Origin of the sequence: Streptomyces sp. 184, from assembly GCF_045781775.1 — a bacterium.
Lineage (GTDB): Bacteria > Actinomycetota > Actinomycetes > Streptomycetales > Streptomycetaceae > Streptomyces.
Map to the genome: position 1 here is coordinate 7,133,005 of NZ_CP123230.1, position 19,198 is coordinate 7,152,202.

General features: G+C 71.7%; 16 protein-coding genes and 1 pseudogene. 6 read left to right on the plus strand and 11 right to left on the minus strand.

The window, feature by feature from the left end:
* The first annotated feature begins 28 nt into the window (after positions 1–28).
* Positions 29–682, plus strand: a complete 654-nt coding sequence (locus tag QBL21_RS30265) for a hypothetical protein (RefSeq protein ID WP_407565411.1) — start codon at positions 29–31, stop codon at positions 680–682.
* Here the strand turns inward: QBL21_RS30265 and QBL21_RS30270 are convergent.
* Together QBL21_RS30270 and QBL21_RS30275 are read right to left on the minus strand one after the other, a co-directional pair.
* Complete coding sequence (locus QBL21_RS30270; protein WP_407565412.1) at positions 658–2,976, minus strand: WD40/YVTN/BNR-like repeat-containing protein; 2,319 nt, start codon at positions 2,974–2,976, stop codon at positions 658–660. The genes QBL21_RS30265 and QBL21_RS30270 overlap by 25 nt on opposite strands.
* Before the next feature lie 293 nt (positions 2,977–3,269).
* Entirely contained in the window at positions 3,270–4,304 is a 1,035-nt protein-coding gene (locus QBL21_RS30275) for an SMP-30/gluconolactonase/LRE family protein (protein ID WP_407565413.1), read from the minus strand.
* A gap of 137 nt (positions 4,305–4,441) precedes the next feature.
* Here QBL21_RS30275 and QBL21_RS30280 point away from each other — a divergent pair, with 137 nt between their 5' ends.
* Positions 4,442–5,482, plus strand: a complete 1,041-nt coding sequence (locus QBL21_RS30280; protein ID WP_407565414.1) for a LacI family DNA-binding transcriptional regulator — start codon at positions 4,442–4,444, stop codon at positions 5,480–5,482.
* Positions 5,483–5,596: 114 nt separating this feature from the next.
* On the opposite strand, the gene QBL21_RS30285 is transcribed toward QBL21_RS30280, so the two are convergent.
* From QBL21_RS30285 to QBL21_RS30325, 9 genes and pseudogenes are all read right to left on the minus strand, one after another.
* Positions 5,597–7,444: a glycoside hydrolase family 2 protein gene (locus QBL21_RS30285; protein ID WP_407565415.1), complete on the minus strand. Its 1,848-nt coding sequence runs from the start codon at positions 7,442–7,444 to the stop codon at positions 5,597–5,599.
* Positions 7,445–7,635: 191 nt separating this feature from the next.
* On the minus strand, positions 7,636–8,400 hold the full coding sequence (locus tag QBL21_RS30290) for an SDR family NAD(P)-dependent oxidoreductase (protein WP_407565416.1): 765 nt from the start codon (positions 8,398–8,400) through the stop codon (positions 7,636–7,638).
* Between the two features lie 94 nt (positions 8,401–8,494).
* Complete coding sequence (locus tag QBL21_RS30295; protein WP_407565417.1) at positions 8,495–9,322, minus strand: helix-turn-helix transcriptional regulator; 828 nt, start codon at positions 9,320–9,322, stop codon at positions 8,495–8,497.
* A gap of 70 nt (positions 9,323–9,392) precedes the next feature.
* Positions 9,393–10,388, minus strand: coding sequence for a hypothetical protein (locus QBL21_RS30300; protein ID WP_407565418.1), 996 nt, complete (start codon positions 10,386–10,388; stop codon positions 9,393–9,395).
* A 283-nt stretch (positions 10,389–10,671) separates the two neighbouring features.
* Complete coding sequence (locus QBL21_RS30305; protein WP_407565419.1) at positions 10,672–11,604, minus strand: threonine/serine dehydratase; 933 nt, start codon at positions 11,602–11,604, stop codon at positions 10,672–10,674.
* 116 nt (positions 11,605–11,720) lie between these two features.
* Positions 11,721–13,028 (minus strand): glutaminase, encoded by a 1,308-nt coding sequence (locus QBL21_RS30310; protein WP_407565420.1) that lies wholly within the window; start codon positions 13,026–13,028, stop codon positions 11,721–11,723.
* Positions 13,029–13,135: 107 nt separating this feature from the next.
* Positions 13,136–13,552 (minus strand): (4Fe-4S)-binding protein, encoded by a 417-nt coding sequence (locus tag QBL21_RS30315; RefSeq protein WP_407565421.1) that lies wholly within the window; start codon positions 13,550–13,552, stop codon positions 13,136–13,138.
* A 29-nt stretch (positions 13,553–13,581) separates the two neighbouring features.
* Positions 13,582–13,890 (minus strand): GNAT family N-acetyltransferase, encoded by a 309-nt coding sequence (locus QBL21_RS30320; RefSeq protein ID WP_407565422.1) that lies wholly within the window; start codon positions 13,888–13,890, stop codon positions 13,582–13,584.
* 141 nt (positions 13,891–14,031) lie between these two features.
* A pseudogene (locus QBL21_RS30325) lies at positions 14,032–14,411 on the minus strand (hypothetical protein).
* 333 nt (positions 14,412–14,744) lie between these two features.
* Between QBL21_RS30325 and QBL21_RS30330 the strand changes: the two are divergent.
* From QBL21_RS30330 to QBL21_RS30345, 4 genes are all read left to right on the plus strand, one after another.
* The gene (locus tag QBL21_RS30330) at positions 14,745–17,219 is read left to right on the plus strand and encodes a SpoIIE family protein phosphatase (RefSeq protein ID WP_407565423.1); all 2,475 of its coding nucleotides are present in this window, start codon (positions 14,745–14,747) and stop codon (positions 17,217–17,219) included.
* Positions 17,220–17,337: 118 nt separating this feature from the next.
* Positions 17,338–17,805, plus strand: coding sequence for a MarR family winged helix-turn-helix transcriptional regulator (locus QBL21_RS30335; RefSeq protein WP_407565424.1), 468 nt, complete (start codon positions 17,338–17,340; stop codon positions 17,803–17,805).
* A gap of 314 nt (positions 17,806–18,119) precedes the next feature.
* On the plus strand, positions 18,120–18,740 hold the full coding sequence (locus QBL21_RS30340; RefSeq protein WP_407565425.1) for a helix-turn-helix domain-containing protein: 621 nt from the start codon (positions 18,120–18,122) through the stop codon (positions 18,738–18,740).
* Positions 18,737–19,144 (plus strand): RidA family protein, encoded by a 408-nt coding sequence (locus QBL21_RS30345; RefSeq protein ID WP_407565426.1) that lies wholly within the window; start codon positions 18,737–18,739, stop codon positions 19,142–19,144. The genes QBL21_RS30340 and QBL21_RS30345 overlap by 4 nt, the downstream gene beginning before the upstream one ends.
* Positions 19,145–19,198 lie beyond the last annotated feature (54 nt).

Sequence of the window (19,198 nt, forward strand, 5' to 3'; positions counted from 1 at the left end):
GGGGGGCCAGCGGCCATACTTTGGGACCGTGGAGGAGAACAAAGGTCTGAACGTCACACCCGTCAACGCCGCCGCGACGGACCCGGCCGCTCTGCCCGGCCTCGTCTTGCCGCCGCCGGACGACTCGGAGGAGGAGAAGGACAAGAAGGAGACGACGGAGAAGGAAGAAGCGACCGCGGCCGAAGCGGACGTCGAGAAGGAGGACGCCCCCGAGGACGCCAAGGAAAGCAGGGGAAGCAAGGGAGCCGAGGACGCGGAGGACGCCGCCGACGCCGAAGCCTCCGCGGACACCGAAGCCTCTGAGGAGGCCGAAGGCGCCGCCGCCGACACCGCGGACGGCGACGCCGACGAAGACACCGACACGGACGCCGACACCGACAAGAAAGCCGACGACGGCGACGGCCCCGTCTTCGAGGCCGCCGACCGCCGTGGCTCCGTCACCGTGGACAGCACCGGTGTGCGCTTCCAGCTCGACGACACCGAGGCCGAGTTCACCTGGCCCGAGATCGGCGCGGTCGAGTACAAGACCTCCCGGTTCGGCCGCCGCCTCGTCCTGAGCGTCCACGACAGCCGCGGCATCTGCCCGGCCGAGGTGGAGGCCCCGGACAAGGCGACGCTCAAGGCGTGGGCCACCGACCTGGAACAGGCCCTCGACGCCTACTTCGAGGAGGCGTCGCCGTAGACGACCCCCCGTCCGTTGGTGGACACGTGCACGCGCCCGTAGACCCGCGGGTCTCCGGTGATGGCGGCGCCGGTCCAGCCCCACTGGTGGGCGTCGTCGTTGATGCGCGCCCAGGTGGCGCCGGCGTCGGTGGAGCGGAAGATCCCGCGTACGCCGCCGACCTTGGCGCTCGCGTAGAGCGCCTGGTACTTCGCGCCCGGCGCGGCCTTGCCGAAGCCGATCGTGTCGGCCTCCTCGACACCGGCCACGCGAGCGAAGGTCGCGCCGGCGTCGGTGGAGTGCCACAGGCCGTAGGTGTCGCCGCCGCCGCCGGCGAGCCAGATGTCGCCCCGGCGGCCGGGGACGGCCTGGAAGCGCACGTCGCCCGCGGCCGGCAGGCCGGTGGACGGCCGGGCGGTGAACGTCGCGCCGCCGTCCGTGCTGACGTAGAACGTGCCGGCTGCGAATCCGTAGAACTTCCGCGGGTCGACGCGGTCGGCCTCCACGGTGGCGCCCGCGGGAATGCCGGTGGCGGGGGTCCAGGAGGTGCCGAAGCCGGAGGTGGTGTGCACTCCGGCGCCCTCGGGGCTCCAGACGAACCGGCTGCCGTCGGCCGCCGCCGCGACCGTGCCGCCGCCGGTGACGCCGCCGGGGTCCTGGCCGGCGAACCAGTGGGCGCCGTTGTCGGTGGAGAACGCGACGTGCGGGCCCGAGTCGGCGTTTCCGGTGCGTACGACCGTGTCGGGGCGGGTCCCGGCGTAGTCGAGGCTGGTCGTGGTGGTGAAGTTCGGCTGGGTGTACATCAGTTCCGGCACCTTGGTCAGATCGGTGTGCCGGAAGCCGCCGACGTCGCCCAGCGCACTGAGCAGCGGGGCGCCGGAGGGCGGCGAGATCAGGTCGTTGACGGCGGTCTCCTCCAGGCCGCGGACCACGGGCGTGACGGTGAACTTCGCGCCCGTGTCCCAGGCGGTGAGGTTCTCTGTGCCGTAGATCGTGGCGCCCGTGCCGTACATCATCCGGTCGGAGTCGAACGGGTCGATCTCCAGCGCCTCGGTCATCCAGCCGAGCTTCGGCGTCTGCTCCGGCGGCTGCGGGCCGGCGCCCCAGGACAGCCAGGGGACGGAGGAGACGTCCATGGTGTAGCGGTTCTCGCGGTTGGGGTACGAGGTGAAGTCCCAGGCCCGCGTCCAGCTCGCACCGCTGTCGGTGGAGCGGAAGATCTGGGTGTCGGGCCACCATGAGCTGTAGCCGGTGACCATGACGGTGCCGGGGTCCTGCCGGTCGACGGACAGGCCGCTGTAGCCGAAGTAGGTGTCGGCGGCGGGGGCGGGGCTGATGTCGCGCCACTCGCCGGTGGCGGTGGTGTGGCGCCAGACCTGGCCGGCCCCGCCGTCGTACGGGCCGCCCTTGTCGCTGTACGCGAGGTAGAGGTGGCCGTTGTCGGCGTCGAGGACGCCCTTGTGGGCGAGGTGGCCGGTGGGCTGGCCGGGCAGGCGCTCCCAGGTGGCGCCGGCGTCGGTGGAGCGGTAGACGGAGTTCTGGGTGTCGGCGACGCCGACGTAGACGGTGCCGGTGGGGCTGCCGGGGGTGCCGGTGGACTCGTCGAAGGTGACCCAGACGACGCCCTGGTTGTCGGAGGCGTAGCCGGAGGAGTCGTCCGGGTTCTCGACGTAGTTGCCGGGGTTGGGGAAGGCGGTGACCTCGGCCCAGGTCACGCCGGCGTCGGTGGAGCGCCACAGACCGTGGCCGCTGGGGGCGCCGAGGTAGAGCACGTCGTTGTCGTGCGGGTCGACGGCCAGGCGCTCGCCCATGCCGCGGCCGGGCATGTTGCCGCCGAGCTTGAAGGGCAGGGCGGCCTTGCGCCAGGTGGCGCCGCGGTCGGCGGAGCGGTACACGGCGCCGTTGCCGGGGTCCCAGTCGTTGGTGTACGTGCCGACGGCGGCGTACACGTTGTCGGGCTCGACGGCGTCGGAGGCGATGCTGACGACGCCGGTGTGGCCCCAGTCGTCCCAGCCGACGGAGTCGAGCAGGGGCGTCCAGGACCGGTCGGCCTCCTGCCGGTAGGCGCCGCCGATGTCGGTGCGGGCGTAGGCGAGGCCGGGCTCGGTGCGGTTGAAGACGATGCCGGGGACGAACCCGCCGCCGTCGATACGGGCGTTGCGCCAGTCGTACGGAACGTCGGCGGCGGTCCGGCCGCCGCCGCCCGGGCGGGCGCCGGTTTCGGCGAACGGCTCGGCTGCGGCGGGCCCGGTGACGAGCAGCGCCGCGGCGAGCGCGAACGGTCCGGCGAGTCTGAGGTTGCTGATCCTGCGCACGTTGGGGGGTCCTCTCCACGAGTGGGCCGCGACGCCGCGTGGGAGCGCTCCCAGAATGCGACCGCCACCGAAGAGAGGTCAAGATGCGCACAGAATCGAACTAATTCGACACGATCGCCCCTCCGGCAGCACCCCGCCGCCGCCAGGCCCCGCCCACCCGCACCACCCCGCTGAAGCTCCCGTCGGCCACCCGCCGCACCGTCGCGCCACCAGCCGGCGGCGACGTCCACGTACGCGGTGATGTCACCGATCTGCCGCGCGCTGAGCCGGCCGGGGTCGGGCACTCCGGCGCCTCAGAGGGGGACCGCGACCGCGTTGAAGGTGGTGTCCGGTTCCTGGGGGGACGTGAAGCGGGCGTTGACCAGGTAGAGGCGGTTGCCGTGGCGGGCCGCCGTGGTGGGGACGTCGAAGCGGGGGTCCGTGATCGTGTGGTGCAGCGTGGCGGTGCGGACCGCGCGGTCGAGGCGGAAGGCCGCGACCAGGTTGTTGCGGTTCTGGACCACGTACAGCGTGTGGCCGACGCGGGCCAGGCCGTCCCCGTTCACGACGTCCGCCGCGCCGCGCACCGCGACCTCCGTGGCACGCCCGGTCCGCACATCGACGTGGTACAGGCGGCCGGGGCTGCTGCTGACGACGATCACGCCGCGGCCGTCCGGGGTGTCGACGATGCCGTTGGCGTTGAAGACGTTCGGCGTCTGCACCCAGTCGCCGGTCAGCGGGAGCGCCCGGACCTTGCCGCGGCGCCCGCGGGGGACGCCGTAGAGGACCGCCTCGTTGGAGTCGGTGAACCAGGCGGTGCGGCCGAGGAGGACGGTGTCGTTGACGAAGTGGCCGGTCGGGGGCGTCAGTCGGTGGGTCGCGACCACGGTGCCGGTGCGGGCGTCGATGACGGCGGCCGTGCCGCCGGCGCCGCCCGCCACGTACAGGAGGCCGTCGCGGTCCAGCTTCAGGCCGATGGACGCCGTGCCGGGGGCGCCGGCGTGGACGACCTTGAGCGCGCCGGTGCGCAGGTCGGCGCGGAGGATGGCGCCGTTGGCGCGGGAGCCCATGTAGGCGTACGGGCGGCTGCCTATGGTGATGCCCTCGGGGAGCCAGCCGTCGGGGAGCGGGAACTCGGTCGGCCAGCCGCCGGTACCGGACGGCGTCCGCGGACCGTACGACCCGCCCGTGCCGTACGACCCGCCCGTGCCGTACGTCCTGCCCGTCCCGTACGACGCGCTCGTGCCGGCCGCCGTGCCCGTGCCGGCCGCCGCCGTCGCGGCCGTGAGCGTCGCGCCGGCGGCGGCGAGGAGCAGGCGGCGGGAGATGCGGGGGTGGTTCGGAGCCATGGTTGCGGGCCTTCCGTGACAGTGGACGGCAGGGGTGTGCGCACCTCGGTAACTCTGCGAACTCCTCCCACAACGGATCGTCCGCACCCCAGAGTTCCCCGCGGGCCCCCGCCCCGCCGCCCTGAGAAGATGGCCCCATGCCGACCCCGCCGCCCCCGGAAGCATCGCCCCAGCGCAACGCCGCCATCGGCGTGCGCGACGTGGCCGCGCTCGCGCGGGTGTCGCCCACCACGGTGTCCAACGTGCTGTCCGGCAACCGTCCCGTCAGCGCCGCCACCCGCGAGCGCGTGCACTGGGCGATCGACCAGCTCGGCTACCGCCCCAACCTCTCCGCCCGCAACCTGCGGCTGCGCCGCGCCGGCCTGATCGCCGTCGCCGTACCCGAGATCGACATCCCGTACTTCGCCGAGCTGACCCGGCACGTCGTGCAGGCCGCCCGGGAGAGCGGGTACACCGTGCTCATCGACCAGACCGAGGGCCGCCTCGAAGCCGAGCGCTTCGTGCTCAGCGGCATGAACCCGGGCATGGTCGACGGCGTACTCTTCAGCCCTCTCGGCATCGAGCGCCACGAGTTCGACCACCGCCGCGGCAGCACCCCGCTGGTGCTCCTGGGCGAGCGCATCACCGGCACCGGCGTCGACCACGTGGCGATCGACAACGTCGCCGCGGCGGCCGACGCCACCGCGTACCTCCTCGGCCGCGGCCGGCGGCGCGTCGCCGCGCTCGGGCACCAGGAGCCGCACGGCGGCGGCACGGCACCGCGGCGGACGGAGGGCTACCGCCGGGCGCTGACGGCTGCGGGCGTCCCGTACGACCCGGCGCTCGTCGTCCACACGCCCTCGTACCACCGCCGCGACGGGGCGCTGGCGATGGCCGCCGCCCTGGACCGCGGCGCCCGCCCCGACGCGGTGTTCTGCTACACCGACCTCCTCGCGCTCGGCGCGATCCACACGCTGCACGAGCGCGGGCTGCGGGTGCCGGAGGACGTGGCGGTCGTCGGGGTGGACGACATCGACGACGGCCGGTACAGCAACCCGACGCTGACGACGATCGCGCCGGACAAGGCGGAGATCGCGCGGACGGCGCTGGGGCTGCTGCTGGACCGGATCGCGGACGGGAGGCGGCCGGCGCGGCAGGTGGTGGCGGCGCACCGGCTGGAGGTCAGGCGGAGCGCGTGAGGAGGGGGCGTACGCGCAGACGCACACGCCCCGCCCCAGCGCCAGGCCCCGCCGCGGCCCTCGCCCCCGCCCCAGACCCCGCCACCGCACCCGCCACCGTCACGCGAGCAGGCGTTACGCCCCCGCCTCCCCCTCGAACGCCGCCGGCCTGAGCTGCGCCTCCCGTACCCGCCGCACGTCGAGCTTCTCCGACCGGTCGAACCGGTAGATCCCGTTCTGCTCCTGGAAGACGTCGGTCAACTGCGTGTAGCAGTAGCCGAACATGTCCGGGTCCCCCAGCAGCACCCCCGTCAGCCCGGCGAAGCGCTCGTGGAACGCCTCCTCGTCGCGCGGGCGCTGCCCGTACCCCCACGACACCAGCCGGTCCTCCCCCGCCGACGCCGCGTCCTCGGGGTTCCACCAGATGCCGCCGAACTCGCTACAGAAGTAGGGCTGTCCGCCGTACGGCAGCGACCAGGTCCGGCCCGGCGCCTCGTCCTGCGGGTTGACGAGGGGGGTGCCCGCGCTCAGCCCCGCCATCAGCTCGCCGAAGACCTTGGGGTCTTGCTCGTAGCAGTGCGAGTCGTAGACGTCGGTCTCCGGTACGCGGTGGGCGTAACCGGAGGCGTCGAGTACGGGCCGGGAGGTGTCGGCGGCCTTGGTGGCGAGGAACATGGCGCGGGTGACGTCGTCGAGGACGCTCTGCCGGTCGGTCAGCTCCTGGCGGGTCTCGTTGAGCGGGCACCAGCCGATGACGGAGGGATGGGAGTAGTCGCGTTCGACGGCCTCCAGCCACTGGGCGACGAAGCCGGCGGTGGGCTGCTGGTTGTCGGGGCCGACGGGGCCCCCGGTACCGGCGCCCCAGTCGCCGAACTCGCCCCAGACCAGGTAGCCGAGGCGGTCGGCGTGGTGCAGGAAGCGCTCCTCGAAGACCTTCTGGTGCAGGCGGGCGCCGTTGAAGCCGGCGGCGAGGGAGAGTTCGATGTCGCGGACGAGGGCGGCGTCGTCGGGGGCGGTCATGAGCCCGTCCGGGTACCAGCCCTGGTCGAGCACGAGGCGCTGGAAGACGGGCTTGCCGTTGATCAGGATCCGCTTCCCGTCGACCGTCACCGCGCGCAGACCGGCGGTGCAGACGGCGGTGTCGATCACGTTGCCGTCGGGACCGGTCAGTTCCAGCGTCAGTTCGTACAGATGCGGATCCTCGGGGGACCAGAGGCGGCGCCGGTCGTCGGGTACGGGCACGACGAGGCGCGGCGCGAGGTCGAAGTCGGCCGCGACCTCGGCCTCGGCGACGACGCCGTGCCCGTCGCGCAGCAGGGCGCGCACGCGGTGGCCGGTGCGGCGGCCGGCGAGGGGGACCTCGACGTGGAAGCCGCCGGCGGCGAGGTCGGGGGTGATGCGGGGCCGCCGGAGGTGGGTGTCCGCGACGGGCTCCAGCCAGACGGTCTGCCAGATGCCGGTGGTACGGGTGTAGAAGCAGGCGTGGTTGTCGTACGCGGTCGACTGCTTGCCCCGCGCCTGCGGCCCCCGCGCGGCGTCCCGCGCCCGTACGACGACGACGGCGTCCTCGCCGGCCCGTACGACACCGCCGAGGTCGGCGCTGAACGGGGTGAACCCCCCGCTGTGCCGGACGACTTCGCGGCCGTTGACCCACACGGTGGCGTCGTGGTCGACGGCCCCGAAGTGCAGCACCACCCGGCGTCCGGCCCAGGCGTCGGGTATCCGCACGGTGCGGCGGTACCAGACGGCGTGGTGGAAGTCGGTGTCCCCGATCCCGGACAGCTCCGACTCGGGGCAGAACGGAACGACGATGCGCTCGGGCAGCTCGGCCCCGACGAGCCCCCGCTCCAGCCCGCTGTCACCGGGGTCGCGGGCGAACTGCCAGATGCCGTTGAGGCTGAGCCAGTCCGCCCGGACGAAGCTGGGCCGGGGGTACTCGGGCCGGGGAGTCCCCGCGGGGGCGGGCGCGTACGAATCGGGCATGGCGAAGGCTCTCCTGAGGGGGGACGTCAGGTCGGACGGCGGGCCGTCCCTGACATCTCAGCATCAAGATGCAACGTTGTAAACCACACGGCGAAGCGGCTGGAGTGCCCTGCTTGTAACGTTGCAACGGCCCGGGGCGGCCGTGGTTGCCGTGGTGGGCACCACGGGCTCGCCCCTGCGCGCGGACGGGCTCAGTCCGGGATGGCGGCGACCAGACCCCCGTCGACGACGAGGTCCTGGCCGTTGACGTACGCGGCCTCGGCGGAGCCGAGGAAGGCCACGGCCGCGGCGACCTCCGCCGGGCGGCCGAAGCGGTGCGCCGGGACCCGGGCGCGGCTGGCGGCGGCCACGTCCGCGGGGAGGTCGGCCTCGGGGTACATCGGGGTGTCGATGTAGCCGGGGCTGATGGAGTTGACGCGGATGCCGCGCGGGGCGAGGTCGGCGGCGAGCGTACGGGCCAGGTTGTGCACGGCGGCCTTGGTGGCGGAGTACAGGGAGAGCAGGCTCCCGCCGCGGTGCAGGGTCCAGGAGGCGTTGATGATCACGCTCCCGCCCGGCGGCAGCAGCGGCACGGCCCGCTGGACGGTGAAGAAGACGCCCTTGAAGTTGACGTCCACGGCGAGGTCGAAGTCCGCCTCGGTGATCTCGGCGCTGGGCTTGAAGACGCCCACCCCGGCGTTGGCGAAGACGACGTCGAGGCCGCCGTGGCGGGCCCGTACCGTCTCCATCAGGGCGTCCAGGGCCGTGAGGTCGGCGGCGTCGGCGGTGACCCCGAGGACCGCGTCGCCGCCCAACTCCTCGACGGCGGCGTCGAGCCGGCCCCGGTCGCGGCCGGTGATGACGACCCGGGCGCCCTCGTCGCGCAGCCGGCGTGCGGTCGCCAGCCCCATGCCGCTGGTGCCGCCGGTGATGAGGACGGTCTTGCCGGTGTAGCGGGCTGTGGTGGATTCACTCATGGCCCGAGCTTGCGCCCGGCCCGGCCGGCGAGACAGAGCGGAGCGATCCCGGGTCCCGTACCACCAGGAACGGCGGGCGCGGACGGCTCCGGCGTCAGGCCGCCTCGACCGCGGCGGCCAACTGCTCCATGCGCTCCAGCGTGCCCGTGCCCGGCGCGGGGTTGTGCAGCACCAGCTCGTGCCCGGGATGGTCCGGGAGGGGGAGGCGGCGGTACTCGAAAACCAGCTCGCCGCAGCGGGGATGGGTGAGGGTCTTGGTGCCGTGCACCGACTCGGTGACCTCGTGCCGGGCCCACAGCGCGGCGAACTCCCCGCTGACCGCGCTCAGATCGGCGGCGAGCCGGTCGAACTCCGGGTCGTCCGGGTGGCGGGCCGCCTCCGCCCGGAACCGGGCCACGACGTCCGGCGCCGCCTCCTCCCAGCGGGAGAAGGCGGCGCGGTAGCGGGCGCTGGTGAAGAACGCCACGAGGCAGTTGTAGTCGCGCTCGCCGAGCCCGAACACCTCGCGCGCCACGCTGTTCACGGCCGCCAGCCCCCAGTGGCGGTCCAGGATGTAGGCGGGGCGGGGCAACCAGGCTTCCAGCATGCGGTGCAGCTCCGCGTTGATCGCGGCGCGGGGCGCGGGCCCGGGCTCGGCGGGCGGCGGACTGAGGCCGGCCAGCCGGAAGAGGTACGAGCGCTCGTCGGGGGTCAGCAGCAGGGCCCCGCCGATGGCGTCGAGCACCTGCGCGGACACCTTGATGTCCCGCCCCTGCTCCAGCCACGTGTACCAGGAGACCCCGACCCCGGCGAGGACCGCCACCTCCTCGCGGCGCAGGCCCGGCGTACGCCGCCGCCCGGCGTGGGGCAGGCCGACGTCGGCGGGGGTGAGCCGGGCCCGACGGCCTCGGAGGAATTCACGGAGCTGCTCGCGGCGGTCCATGCCCACCAGCGTAAACAGCCCGGCCCGGAACGGGGCCCGGGCCCGCTCCCGGCCCGGGCCCCGACCCCGATCACGCCGGGCCGGACTCCCGGCCCCGCTCCGGCACGGGAATGCTGGAGATGGTGAAGGGCAGCGACTCCGGCGGCAGCCCCTGGATGAAGCGGTTGTACTGGGTGTTGACCACCAGCAGCCGCCCGTGCCCGGTGAGCGCGGCCTGGGCCGGGTGCAGCAGGCCGCCCGGCGGAATGAGGCTGTCGGTGATCTCGGCGCGGGTGAGGTCGCGGGCGAACTGCACGACGGCGACGCGCGGTTCGCGGTTGCCCTCGGCGTAGAGGTTGCCCTGGGTGACGTAGACGCGGCGACCGTCGTCGGAGATCAGCACGTCCCCGCTGGGCAGCGACTCCCCGCCGAGGTCCACCTCGGTGACCTTGCCGGTGCGCCGGTCGATGCGCCACACCTGGCCGGTGTTGCTCTGCATCGCCAGCAGGTGACGGTGGCCCACGGCGAGGATGCCGTTGAGGTTGTGCTCGCCGTCCACCCAGTCGATGGGCGAGTCCGCCAGCTCCAGCCAGGGCTTCATCTTCCACTGCCCGCGCCGTTCGGTGATCCGGTAGATCACCGGGAGCCGGGAGTCGGTGACGAAGGCCGAGCCGTCGTCGGCGATGGCGATCTCGTTGACGAAGCCGCCGTCGCGGCCGGAGAGTTCGGCGAGCAGTTCACCGTCCTCCGGATCGTAGACGCGGACCATGCCGGTGTCCGCACCGCCCACGTAGAGCCGGCCCTTGCCGTCCATGGTCATCCCGGCGGTGACGGTACGCCCGTCGGCCCCGTCCGGCGACCAGACCTCGGCCGCCCCCTCGTCCACGTGCCCGCGGTAGAGGGTGCCGTCGGCGGCGCTGCCGGTGTAGTAGTGCCCGGTGTCCGGGTCGTAGGCGAGACCGACGGGGAAGGCGCGGTCACCGGGGATGACGTAGCGGTCGGGAGGCTCCGGCTCAGACGCCGCGGGGGCGGTGCCGACGAAGCCGAGAGTCAGGACGGCGGCCAGGCCGAGGAGGAGGGGACGCATGCGAAGGTGCATGGCACGTCAGTCCTTTCCGGGAATGCGGAACTGTTCTCCGCATCCTCGGCCACACCACGCCCGGCTCCCGACAGGTCCCGATCCCAGGCCCCCCCATCCTGGGCCCCCCACACCCAGGCTCCGCCTTCGGAAACCACGGCCCACGTATCAGCCCTCGGCCGGCTGCGCAGTTGGCGGCCGTCCCGGACAGGGGGACGTCGTTCCCCGCCTGTGCCGTTGCAGCCGGGCGGGCACCCTGCCCGGGCCGCCCTCCGAAGAGGACTCGGCCGTCTCACGCCTGGAGGATTCTCGACACGTCCAGGTTGCCGCCGCTGACCACGCTCGCGGTCAGCCCCCGAGGCACGACCTTGCCCTCGTACAGGGCCGCGAGCGGGGCCGCCGCGGCGGGCTCCAGCGCCAGTTTCGTCCGTGACATGACGAGCCGGGTGGTCTCCACGATCGCACTGTCGCTGACGCGGACCATCTCGTCGACGTAGTCCCTGATGAAAGCGTAGTTGTGGGTTCCGCAGACCGGAGCGGCGAGGCCGTCGGCGACGCTCCTGGCGGTGGGCTGCCGCTGCGGCGCTCCGGCTTCGAGGCTGCGGCTGACCACGTCGGCGGTTTCCGGCTCGACGCCGATGACCCGGATGCCGGGGCGCAGCAGTTTGGCGGCGAGCGCGACACCGGAGATCAGGCCGCCTCCGCCGACCGGTACGAGCACGGTGTCGACATCGGGTCGGTCTTCCAGCACTTCGAGGCCGAGACTGCCGTGGCCCGTGATCACGTCGAGGTCGTCGAAGGGGTGCACGCCGGTCAGTTTCCGCTCGTCGCGGATCGCCTCGTAGGCCCCGACGAGATCGCCGTCGACGAGTTCCACCCGGGCACCGTACGCGCGGGCCGCCTCGATCTTCGCGGGCACCGCGGTCCTCGCCATCACGACGGTGGCCGGCAGGCCGGCGTCCCGCGCGGCCCAGGCGAGTGCTCCGGCGGCGTTGCCGGCCGAGACGGTGATGACCCCGCGCTCCCGTTCCTCGGCCGTCAGCCGCAGAAGCTTGTGGAGTATCCCGCGGACCTTGAAGCTGCCGGTCTTCTGGAAGAGCTCCGCCTTCAGGGTGACCGTGGCACCGAACAGCTCGTCCAGGGCCGACGACTCGATCATCGGTGTGCGGTGGATCCGCCCGCGCAGCCCGTGGGCGGCACCGCGTACCTCGTCAAGACCCGGCATCACGAGAGAGCGCCCACGTCAGCGGCCGGACCGTGCTCGGAGAGATGCAGGAGTGTCATGCGGCCAACGTATCGCCACGCCGTCGAGCAGACCTTCGCCCCGCTCCACCACCCGGTTCACACGCTCCCTCTCTGGGCCTCCTCGTGCGGCGGAGCCTCGGCTTGTTCCACGCTGCCCACGACCGTGACCCGGCCGCCGTCGCCGGGATCCGGATCGGGCACGATCGATTCCGGGTCGACGAGGTAGACGTCGTGGCCGTCGAGCGTGAGCCGGCGCACGACCTCCAGCAACATGCGCCGGGCTACGTCATCGATCGAATAGACCCTGGTGAGATCGAAGGCCACCCTGACTTCCCGGGGCGCGGTGTCCAGGGTTTCCCGAACGATTTTCTCGGCTCCGGCAAAGCCGACCCCACCTTGCAGTTGGAGGACCCGGATCGCATTCGGTCCGCTGCCGACGAGGTGGTTGGACCGTACGACCGCACGCGCGGCGGGCGGGACCTCCATGACGTGCAGACCCATATCGGAGGAGAACCGTTCGAACAGTGACACCCCCCGGACGCTGTTCCCATGAGGGTCCAGTCGCGGCGAGAACGTGGCGATGCCGATCTGGCCGGGAAGCGCCCCGATCAGGCCACCGGCCACGCCGCTCTTCGCCGGAATGCCGACCTGGGTCGCCCAGTCACCGGCCGCGTCGTACATTCCGCAGGTGAACATGACGCTCAGCACCTGACGCACCACCCGCTCGCGAATCACCCGCTCACCCGAGAGGGGATTCACCCCGCGGTTGGCCAACGTCGCGGCCATCATGGCCAGATCCCGCGCGGTGACGAGCACGGAGCACTGGCGGACGTAGCCGTCGACGACCGCCCTCGGGTCCTCGGTGAGGATGCCGTGGCTGCGGAGCATGTGGGCGATGGCGAGGTTGCGGTGCGCGTGCTCCATCTCCGACGCGCACACCGCCTCGTCCGTCGTCAGCCGGCGGCCGGCGAACGCCGACAGGCCGTGGACCACGCGCTCCACGCGCTGTGCCGGGTCCATGTCCGGCGAGCCGGCGAGCGAGTGGGCGGTGATCGCACCGGCGTTGATCATGGGGTTGAGAGGGCGCCCGGTGTCGCTTTCGAGGGAGATCTGGTTGAACGCCTCCCCCGAGGGCTCGACACCGACTTTGGCGAGCACGGCGTCGAAGCCGCGATCCGCCAGTGCCAGCGCGTACGTGAACGGTTTGGAGATCGACTGGATCGTGAACTCGGTATCGATGTCGCCGGCTCCGTACACCTCGCCGTCCACGGTGGCGAAAACCGCGCCGAGGCGTTCGGGGTCCGCTGTCGCAAGCTCGGGAATGTATCCCGCCGACTCCCCGGAAGAGTCCGACTCGACGTCTCCGAGTGCCTCGGTCAGATAGTCGGGAATGACCGACCGCATTCGTCCTCCTCCAAGCAGATGGGCGACTTCTACGCTGTCACGTCGGGATCGAGTCCGACGTCATTGGATCTCATGCCTTTCTCCGAGTGAGCGGGACCCGAGCAGGGCTATGCCGTCCGACCGCATGCCCCGGCGTGGTCGCAGTACGGCTGAAGGCGGCTCTGCCCGCAGCCGCACAGAACGGCCCTGGTCTCCGCGCGCGGGCCCGCCGCCGTCTCCGTGCTCAACTCGCCGCGCGCGACGAGTTGCCCGACGGAGTTGCGCGAGATCCGCGTGGGCCGGTCCGGGGTCTCCGCCTCTCCGTTCGCGAGTTCGTATTGCAGCGCACCCGAGGGGCAGCGCCGCACCACGTCGGCCAGGCGCTCGGCCCCGGCGCCGTCCGGCCGGATCCAGGGGCGGGCGCCCGGGTCGAAGACCTCCGGCAGACCGTTGACGCATTCGGCGGCGTGCAGGCAGCGCCTGGCCTCGAAGGTCACGGTGATCGAATGTCCTTCGTACGACTTCTTCTCGGTTCCGCCGCTCATACGGCCTCCCTCGCTGCCAAGCCCGTTGTTCAGTCGCTGACTTTGCTGCGGGACTGATAGAGCAGGTCCCCGTAGTCGGGGTGCCGGGCGATCCACCCCGCGAAGAACGGGCAGACGGCCAGCACCCGCAGGTTCGCGGCGCGCGCCTCGTCGAGGGCGGTACGTACCAGTGCTCCCCCGACTCCCCTGCCCTCGTACTCCGGCGAGACCTCGGTGTGTACGAACGCGACGAGTTCCGCCGTACGGATGTAGTCCGCGATTCCCGCGACCTCGGACTCACCCTCGACCCTGGCCTCGTACCGCTTGGCCTCGGGAACGTCACTCACTTCCACTGCCATGTGTCCTCCATGTGCCTTCCGCGTGGGCCTTTTTCCACGCCCGTTTACATGAATCGGCAATCGTGCTCAGTGCTCCACCCCCGTTCGGATACGGGTCGCCGCCCTGTCCGGCGACCCGTACACGCAAGGCAGGTGGCGGTGTCAGGCCCCGCTTCCGGCGGGCGTGGCGAGGAGCTGCATCTCCCAGGCGTAGGCCACCCCGGTGGCACCGCCGTGCTGCCGCTGGACCTCGGCGGCCCCCGGGACCGTCGCCTCGCGGGCCCAGTCGCGCTGCCGCTCCGGGAACCCATCCTGGAGGCCCTGCACGAGACGGCCGCCGCGCTCCTCCAGCACCGTCGTCAGGATGGTGGGGACGCCGTACACCTTGGCGGCCTTGGCGAGTCCGACGACGTTGTTCACGAGCATCGTCGGCTCGTGGCTGTTGAGGTGGCGAACTGGAACGGCTGGTGGTCGATCAGCACGAGGACGCCCTCCTCGGGCGTCAGCAGCGCGTCGAGTCCGGCCCTGTTCTCGGTGCTCATGGGATTCCCCTTCTGGAGCTTCGCGTCCGCGGGCCGCCCGGCTGCCGACCCCACCCAGTTGGTTGATGCGTCACCTACATTAGGCGGCCAGTAGTTGATGCGTCAACTACCGGCCCGGCCGCCGACCCGGTGCGGACCGGCCCTGACGGCCGTCGCGGACGCGGGAGTCGGGCACGCGGCGACGAAGGCGGAACGGACCGCTCCCAGGTGGAAAGGGCTACGCGCGGATTCACCAAGCGACGCTTCCCGGCGACATCTCTCCCAGCGCCGGGTAACCCTCAGTCCCCCGTCCCGAACGCACCGCCGCCGACGGTGGTGCACTCGGTCAAACGGATGCACCATGGAAATGTGGGATCACCGAAAGCCGACAGGCCGCAAGCGTCTGGCGGCGGAACAGAAGGCTATCGGTTCGACATCACCGATGCCGCGGTCGTGGTTGACTCACAGGGATTGGTCCAGCACTGGAACGATGGCGCGGAAGCGCTGTTCGGCTACGCTACGGCGGACGCGGTCGCACAGCCTGTCACGGAATTCCTGGAGATTCCGTGGGACGAGCGCTGGGAAATAGCCGAACGGAACCCGGCCGGAAAAGGATGGACGGGCTCCTTCACGGCCCACCACCGCGACGGCAGCCACTTCCCGGTCAGGGCGCAGGTCTGTCCGCTGGGGCTCGATCACCGGGCGAGTTGGCTCATCGTCGCCACCGCCCTCGCCACCGCGCAGGCGCGGGAGCGCGAGCACGCGATCCTGCGCGGGCTTTTCACCCAGTCCCCGTTCGGGCTGGCCGTCGTGGACCCGCAACTGAAGCTCGTCATGGTCAACCCCGCCCTGGAACGCATGGAGGGCGTCCCCGCACGGCAACAGGTGGGCCGCGCACTGGGCGACACCGTTCCCGAAGGGGTCGGCCCGGTAACAGAAGCCCGCGCCCAGAAGGTTCTGGACACGGGTGAGCCGCAGGTCGCCGTCTCCCACGTCGATCCCCCGGACGACTCCTCTTCCCGCCTGCCGCACGTCCGCTCCCGCTCCTCCTTCAGGCTTCAGGACCCCGCGGGCCACACCCTGGGGATGGGCCAGGCGGTACTCGATGTCACCAGCTACTACCAGGTGCGACGGCACCTCACCCTGATCAGCGAGGCCGGTATCCGCATCGGCAGCACGCTGGATCTCGAACGGACCGCCCAGGAACTCGCCGAGGTGCTGGTGCCGCAGGTCGCCGACTTCGTCGCCGTCGACCTCTCCGCCGCCGTCATCCACGGCCACGAGCCCGATCCGGTCCTGATCCCCGGCTCCGCCGAACTGATCCGGCGCGCTCAGCAGTCCGTCCGAGAGGACCTCCCGGAATCCGTGGCGCCGCTGGGGGCACCGGTCGCCTACTCCGAGACGTCCCCCCAGCAGCGGTGCATTGCCACGGGCCGTCCCGTGCTGGACCCCACCGTGGATCTGTCGACCCCCTGGCTGTCCCAGGACGCGGCGCGTTCGGACAAACTGAGGGAAGTCGGCATCCACTCCCACCTGGTGGTGCCCCTGCGCGCCCGCGGCATCACCATCGGGGTGGCCACGTTGGTGCGCTGGAAGAACCCCGAAGCCTTCAACGCCGACGATCTGCTGCTCGTCGAGGAACTCGCCGCCCACGCGGCCGTCTGCATCGACAACGCCCGGCGCTTCGGCCGCGAACACCGCGCCGCCCTGTCCCTCCAGCGCCACCTCCTCCCCAAGGACCTGCCGACCCCGACCGGCGTGGAAGTCGCGTACCGCTACCTGCCGGCCGACACCCACGCGGGCGTCGGCGGAGACTGGTTCGACGTGCTGCCCCTTTCCGGTGCACGCATCGGACTGGTCGTCGGCGATGTCGTAGGCCATGGGATGACCGCGGCAGCCACCATGGGACGCCTGCGCACCGCCGTCCAGACCCTCGCCGCCCTCGACCTGCCGCCCGACGAACTCGTCGCCCACCTCGACGACCTGGTCGCCCACCTCGACGAAGCGGAGACCGGAGACCGCCACATCCCCGGCGTGATCGGGGCCACCTGCGTGTACTGCGTGTACGACCCCATCTCCCGCACCGCGGACATCACCCGCGCGGGACATCCCCCACCGGCCATCGCCCACCCCGACAAAGCCGTCGAGTTCCTGGACATCCCGGCAGGACCCCCGCTCGGGCTCGGCGGCCTGCCCTTCGAATCCACGCACCTCAAGATCCCGGAGGGAAGCGTCCTCGCCTTCTACACGGACGGCCTCATCACCGCCTCCTCCGACCGCGACATCGATCTCGGCTTCACACGGCTGGCCTTCGCGCTGGCCTACCCCGACCACCCGCTGGAAGAGATCTGCGACGTCATGGAGCGCCTGCTGCTCCCGGACGGCCCCCGTGACGACGTCGCCTTCCTCGTCGCACGCCCACGATCCATCGGCGAGGAGAACGTCGCGACCTGGCGCCTTCCCCGCGAACTCACCGCGGTCGGCCAGGCCCGGTCCCTCACCACCGAGCAACTCGACGCCTGGCACCTGGAAGAACTCGCCTTCACCGCCGAGCTGATCGTCAGCGAGCTGGTGACCAACGCCATCCGCCACGCCTCCGGCCCCGTCGACCTGCGCCTCGTCCGCGACGTGAACCTGATCCTCGAAGTCTCCGACGGCAGCAACACCTCCCCCCACATGCGCCAGGCCCAGACCGACGACGAAGGCGGACGCGGGCTCTTCCTGGTGGCCCAGTACAGCCAGGGCTGGGGAACCCGCTACACGACGGACGGCAAGACCATCTGGGCCGAACAGCCTCTCCCCAGCGGGGTCGCAAGCCCACCCGGCTGATGACGATCGATGACGAGGGCCGTGATGCCGCCGGTGAGAACGACTGCGGCGACCAGGGATGCGGAATCGGCCCGGCCTGGGGAAGGAATGGGGCCGGCGGCCTCGTTACGCTCCCCCCATGGACGCATCGTCTGGCTGGCTGACCTCGGAGCAGACCGCCGCCTGGGACAGCTTCATCCGCATGCAGGAGAAGCTCATCGGGCGCCTCTCCCGCCGGGTCCAGGCCGACTCCGGCATGTCGGCCTCCGACTACCTCGTGCTGGTCAAACTCACCGAAACCGGCGAGGGGCGGATGCGCTTCATGGACCTGGTGAAGCTGGTGGAGTGGGAGAAGAGCCGGATGTCCCACCAGGTCGGCCGGATGGCGAAACGCGGACTGGTCGCCAAGGAGGATTGCCCCGACGACGGACGCGGAGCGTTCATCGTCGCCACACCGGCCGGCTACGCGGCGATCGAAGACGCCGCGCCGATGCACGTCGAACACGTCCGCCGACTGTTCATCGACGCCCTCACCCGCGAAGAACTCGCCACGCTCGCCCACATCTCGAACCGAGTCCTCGCCCATATGGAGAAGCAGCCCGACTGACGGACCGGCCGGCAGCCTGCTGCCCACGAGGCGGAACGGCACTGAAGCGCCGCGAAAGCCACGCTCGACGGCGGAACGGGTCCGTCCGTACGCGCCCCTCACCGGAGCGCATCCACGTCCCGCGCACCGGCGCTGCCCGACCACGCGGCACCGGAAGGCGGAACTCCGGACGCCCCTGCACGGGAACTGCGAGCCGGGCCCGGACAACTCGGTCGGGCAAGACCCACCGCGGTCCGGAGTCTTTACGAGGCGGCAATTAAACTGTACGTTCGGAAACTATGATGGACAGTGCGTTCGCCTCCACGAGCGGCGGCGTGGCCCGGACCGTCAGGTCTCACCGCGAGGCCCGCGGCTGGTCCCTCGGGGCGCTGGCGGGCCGGACCGGCCTGTCGAAAACTCTGTTGTCGACGCTCGAATCCGGCGCCGGCAACCCGTCGCTGGAGACGATGTGGCGCCTCGCACGCGCCTTCGACATCACCCTCGGCACACTGCTCGGCGAAGAGAACCTGCCGCAGACCCGGCTCATCCGCGCCGACGACGGCCCGTCCATGACATCCGAAAGCGGCCTGGTAGCGCGTCTCATCCTCGCCGAGGGCCGCAGTCACCGCAGCGAGATCTACGACGTCCGCGTCCTGGCCGGGACCCCGTACACCAGCCTGCATCCGCCCGGCACCGAGGAACTCGTGTACTGCATCGAGGGCTCACTGGAGGCGGGCCCACAGGGCCAGGAGACGGAACTGTCGCCAGGCGAGGCCCTCTGGTTCCCGGGTGATACGACGCACCGGTACTTCTCCCGCGAAGGGGCCCGCGTGCTCTCGGTCATGAGCTATCCGCCCGCGCGGTACGGCGGCGCGGACGCAGCCCAAAGACATACCGAACAGCCAGGCAGCGAGGCGGTCGAGCGCCGCCCGACCCGACCCGGAGGTGGTTCGTGAACGACACACAGCACACACCCGCCAAGCGCGTCATCCACACGCCGAACGCGGTACTCCCCGTCGGCCCGTTCCCCCAGGCCGTCCAGGCCGGCGACTTCCTGTTCATCTCCGGCACGGTCCCCTATGACTCTGCCGCCGGGCAGGTCGTCGAGGGCGGCATCGAGGAGCAGACGGCGCACGTCATGGGCAGCATCCGGTTGATACTGGAAGCGGCCGGCGGCACATTGGACGACCTCGTGAAGGTCACGATCCACATGAAGGACGTCGACGACTGGGCCAAGATGAACGCGGTCTACGAGACGTACTTCGACGACTACCTGCCGGCCCGGATGACGATGCAGTCCCCGCCGCCCCTGGGCTTCCTCGTCGACATCGACGCCATCGCCCACCTCCCCGGACGGTGAGCCGGGACTCCCGGCTGTCCTCGTAGGGGCCGCTGAAGCACAACCGGCCCCTAC

Bases quoted from the DNA above. Each gene is read 5' to 3' on its own strand.
- QBL21_RS30275 (WP_407565413.1), bottom strand. From the start codon at position 4,304: ATGGCTCCGAACCACCCCCGCATCTCCCGCCGCCTGCTCCTCGCCGCC.
- QBL21_RS30280 (WP_407565414.1), top strand. From the start codon at position 4,442: ATGCCGACCCCGCCGCCCCCGGAAGCATCGCCCCAGCGCAACGCCGCC.
- QBL21_RS30285 (WP_407565415.1), bottom strand. From the start codon at position 7,444: ATGCCCGATTCGTACGCGCCCGCCCCCGCGGGGACTCCCCGGCCCGAG.
- QBL21_RS30290 (WP_407565416.1), bottom strand. From the start codon at position 8,400: ATGAGTGAATCCACCACAGCCCGCTACACCGGCAAGACCGTCCTCATC.
- QBL21_RS30295 (WP_407565417.1), bottom strand. From the start codon at position 9,322: ATGGACCGCCGCGAGCAGCTCCGTGAATTCCTCCGAGGCCGTCGGGCC.
- QBL21_RS30300 (WP_407565418.1), bottom strand. From the start codon at position 10,388: ATGCGTCCCCTCCTCCTCGGCCTGGCCGCCGTCCTGACTCTCGGCTTC.
- QBL21_RS30305 (WP_407565419.1), bottom strand. From the start codon at position 11,604: ATGCCGGGTCTTGACGAGGTACGCGGTGCCGCCCACGGGCTGCGCGGG.
- QBL21_RS30310 (WP_407565420.1), bottom strand. From the start codon at position 13,028: ATGCGGTCGGTCATTCCCGACTATCTGACCGAGGCACTCGGAGACGTC.
- QBL21_RS30315 (WP_407565421.1), bottom strand. From the start codon at position 13,552: ATGAGCGGCGGAACCGAGAAGAAGTCGTACGAAGGACATTCGATCACC.
- QBL21_RS30320 (WP_407565422.1), bottom strand. From the start codon at position 13,890: ATGGCAGTGGAAGTGAGTGACGTTCCCGAGGCCAAGCGGTACGAGGCC.
- QBL21_RS30330 (WP_407565423.1), top strand. From the start codon at position 14,745: ATGCACCATGGAAATGTGGGATCACCGAAAGCCGACAGGCCGCAAGCG.
- QBL21_RS30335 (WP_407565424.1), top strand. From the start codon at position 17,338: ATGGACGCATCGTCTGGCTGGCTGACCTCGGAGCAGACCGCCGCCTGG.